Source organism: Gilliamella sp. Fer4-1, assembly GCF_001690515.1.
Classification (GTDB): Bacteria; Pseudomonadota; Gammaproteobacteria; order Enterobacterales; family Orbaceae; genus Gilliamella; species Gilliamella apicola_C.
Window position 1 is genome coordinate 1 of record NZ_LZGZ01000294.1, and the last position, 2,987, is coordinate 2,987.

A 2,987-nucleotide genomic window follows, 5' to 3' on the forward strand; every position below is an offset into this window, starting at 1 on the left:
AATTCTATAATAAAATTATATGGTTAGTATTATTTATGTTGAAAAATATGTCATTCGATATATTTCCCTAAATGATAAATATCAGTTGCCTCGTTATTCATTTCTAAAGAGCCTAAAGCACCTAAATCCAAACTATATATATTATCAGACTCATTATTTTTCTTGACGTATATAAAATAGCCTACATCACCATCTTGACCTATTAAAAAATAATTGGGTGCAATGTTTTGTATACTATATACATCATTTCTTTCTTGAATGTCATATATGTTATATATGTATATATATTCTTCTTTTTCAGTGATTAATTCATACGGCTCTTTATCTTGAACCTCTTCTGACAAAAATCGTACATATAAACTTGGAAATTTGATATTCATTTCTTTTTCAAGAGTATACAATATTTCTATAATTAATTTCTTTTCCATAAAAATTTACCATTCAATTAATATTCTATAAGTCAAAAAAGGATTATTTATATTAGCATTTCTAATGCTATCGAAATATTTGTAAGAATCATTTAACGCTTTTTTGCTTGTGCTTTAGGTACACCGGCGTGAAGTATTTCTCTGTAACTTATATTGAATTCTTGTTTTAAGGTTGTATTCCATTCTCCATTAAGTGAGTTTCTAGTTCTTTGTGCACGACTAATGTTAGCATGTAGTAAACCAGAAAAAGATTGTAATAATGCCGCTGGTGCAACATTTCTTCGATAACTAGTTATATTTCTTTTAGTCCAAGCAGCTTGTATTGGATGATGGCTTTGTACGAATGCATCAGATCTAGTGTTTTTATGGCCTGAAGCTCTATTTGCATTAGGCGATAAGTTACCATGTATGTTTACATCGCCTTTTTTATAGCCATTTGGAGCTTTACATATTAATCCCTACGATTTGATTGGCGCATATTGATACAGATTAAAGCTACCCAACAGTCCAATCAAACCCAGTTGTGTAAAGCGTCCTATATCCGGATTATCGTACCTGAAAGTATTGTAATGTAAACTGGTTTCACTGTCTAAATATTGTCCTTGATATCTGAGATTCTGTTGTATCGGTAAGTTCTTCCCGACAGCCGTGCAGATCGGTGTGGAAATAGCGGATATGTTGTTCTTGGTTGCCGTCTGTGCCTATACGTGCTAGCGGTTCGTAGCTGTTCTGGTCGGTATAGATATATAGGCTGGTAGGATGATTCGGGCCGGTTTTCTTAATTATTGTTAAGCCATCTCACAAGAAGTAGCTATGGTTGTAGAGCTCGCTTTATTTTGATTTTGAGGTATTAATCAGGTCGCTTAGTCACAGAATATATATACATTTAAACCATTATTAAATGATTTTTCCAGAAAATCAATAAAATGAATAATTGATTCAAGCTGTAGCTTTTTTGTTTTAATAAGGCTTTCTAATTCTTTTATTAAGGGCTGAATTTCTCCATATAAAATAGTAGTATCAGCATAGTAATCATCAAATTTTTTTATTATTGGGTATTGATTTAATGGTTTCGCATTATTGAAAAGTTTATCATAATCAGACTTCTCAAGTGAAAATACCGGTGTGTTTCCATCTATTTTCTTTTGATTATTTGATGCCATAAAATCCAAAGCCATAAATACCTCATGTTCTAATTGGATGGGATTGTTGTAACCTTGTCTACTGTGTTTTTGGCTTACCAGTCGTTTAGAGGTATCGTAAAAGAAATTTTTTACTTTTTTAATGATGAATTCATTAATCATAGACACCAATCTCTTCTGCTTTTGCAATTAACTCATCTTGCAATGAACCTTGTATTTCTTCTCCATCATACTCAAGCATGAAATCACCACTAATATTCGGTGGGAAATGTGTACCGTCTATGGTTCCAAAAACCGCAGACATTGTATCTACTATTACTATACGCAGAAAATTAAAAATCTTTTCTTGGTCTTTATCTGATAGCTTTGTGATAATACTTCTTGCTCTTGCAAAAGGATCATTAACGTTTGTAGATTCACTTGAATCACTTAAATGAATTTTATAATATTCAAGTGCATCATCTAAAAGTTCAGATAAGAGTGAGGTAACTACTAATTCATCTTTTCTTATTTTACCCATTTAACAACCTCTTTTTCTATTAGGTTTTGCTTTATTCATTTCTGGATACATTTCTTTATTTTTGGCGATTAATTTCTGAAAAGCACTATTGGGTATTTGTGGGTAACCCCTTCTTAGCTTACGTATATCTCTAGCTAATAACTTTCTAATACTACTAAATTGTTTTCCTGTTTTAGAGTTAATTTTACTACGTGCAACAATTTCAACTTCATCTTTTTTAAGGAGCCTATGTTCTAGCTCTGGGAAATAAAGTAGCAGGGATCATACCCTTTGACAAGATTTTGCATAATTGCTTTTTGCCTTATATGGTGAGCATTCATTCCTAAATGATCAACTCAAGTCAACCCATTAGGCGTATACTCATATAGTTTAAACCTAGCAACTAATCCAATTGGGGCGGGCATAGTCAATATCCTACATCCGAACCTGAAAGTTTTGTAATGCAATCTGGTTTCTCTTTCCGTGCTCAATTTCCTGAATCCGTTTACTCCAGAGCTGGTAGCGGCATACTCTCAGTATTTTGCTATTTGAATCGGTTAACTTTTCCGGTTTTATCCCTAATATATATGTTGCTATCTTTATGTTAAATATGGTTCTAAGTAAAAATCACTATCTACGAAACAATACTCTAGCCAATATCCAGATTCTTTACTGTATCCCTGTAATATAAGATTATTTTTTTCAATAAATATTTTCTGAATATATTCAAAAAACTCTAATTCATGTCTAAGTAACTTTTTTTGTTCAAAACTATTATTCAAATCATTGACAATAAAAACGTTTGCTTGGAAAAATGACCAATTAAAAACTGACAAACTAATATTACTGATGTACTGTTTTTTCTCTAGATCGTAGACTGACTCAAAATATATCTTAATTTTGAGTCAGTCTACGATC

Annotated in this window: 5 protein-coding genes; all 5 read right to left on the minus strand. The window is 31.7% G+C overall.

Going from position 1 to position 2,987, the window contains the following annotated elements:
• Positions 1-50 precede the first annotated feature (50 nt).
• The 5 genes from A9G30_RS10185 to A9G30_RS10195 all read right to left on the minus strand — a co-directional run bounded on the left by A9G30_RS10185 (position 51) and on the right by A9G30_RS10195 (position 2,090).
• The gene (locus A9G30_RS10185) at positions 51-428 is read right to left on the minus strand and encodes an SMI1/KNR4 family protein (protein ID WP_065567508.1); all 378 of its coding nucleotides are present in this window, start codon (positions 426-428) and stop codon (positions 51-53) included.
• 92 nt (positions 429-520) lie between these two features.
• Positions 521-880 carry a hypothetical protein gene (locus A9G30_RS13700; RefSeq protein ID WP_141674479.1) on the minus strand — a complete coding sequence of 120 codons (360 nt, stop codon included), beginning with the start codon at positions 878-880 and terminating at the stop codon, positions 521-523.
• A 6-nt stretch (positions 881-886) separates the two neighbouring features.
• A complete protein-coding gene (locus A9G30_RS13705) occupies positions 887-1,105 on the minus strand; it encodes an RHS repeat-associated core domain-containing protein (RefSeq protein WP_081301505.1) in 219 nt (72 codons plus the stop codon).
• A 186-nt stretch (positions 1,106-1,291) separates the two neighbouring features.
• Positions 1,292-1,732, minus strand: a complete 441-nt coding sequence (locus A9G30_RS10190; RefSeq protein WP_065588884.1) for a hypothetical protein — start codon at positions 1,730-1,732, stop codon at positions 1,292-1,294.
• Positions 1,725-2,090: a hypothetical protein gene (locus tag A9G30_RS10195; protein WP_065579970.1), complete on the minus strand. Its 366-nt coding sequence runs from the start codon at positions 2,088-2,090 to the stop codon at positions 1,725-1,727. Before A9G30_RS10195 ends, A9G30_RS10190 begins: the two co-directional genes overlap by 8 nt.
• Positions 2,091-2,987: the final 897 nt, after the last annotated feature.

Bases quoted from the DNA above. Each gene is read 5' to 3' on its own strand.
- A9G30_RS10185 (WP_065567508.1), bottom strand. From the start codon at position 428: ATGGAAAAGAAATTAATTATAGAAATATTGTATACTCTTGAAAAAGAA.
- A9G30_RS10195 (WP_065579970.1), bottom strand. From the start codon at position 2,090: ATGGGTAAAATAAGAAAAGATGAATTAGTAGTTACCTCACTCTTATCT.
- A9G30_RS10190 (WP_065588884.1), bottom strand. From the start codon at position 1,732: ATGATTAATGAATTCATCATTAAAAAAGTAAAAAATTTCTTTTACGAT.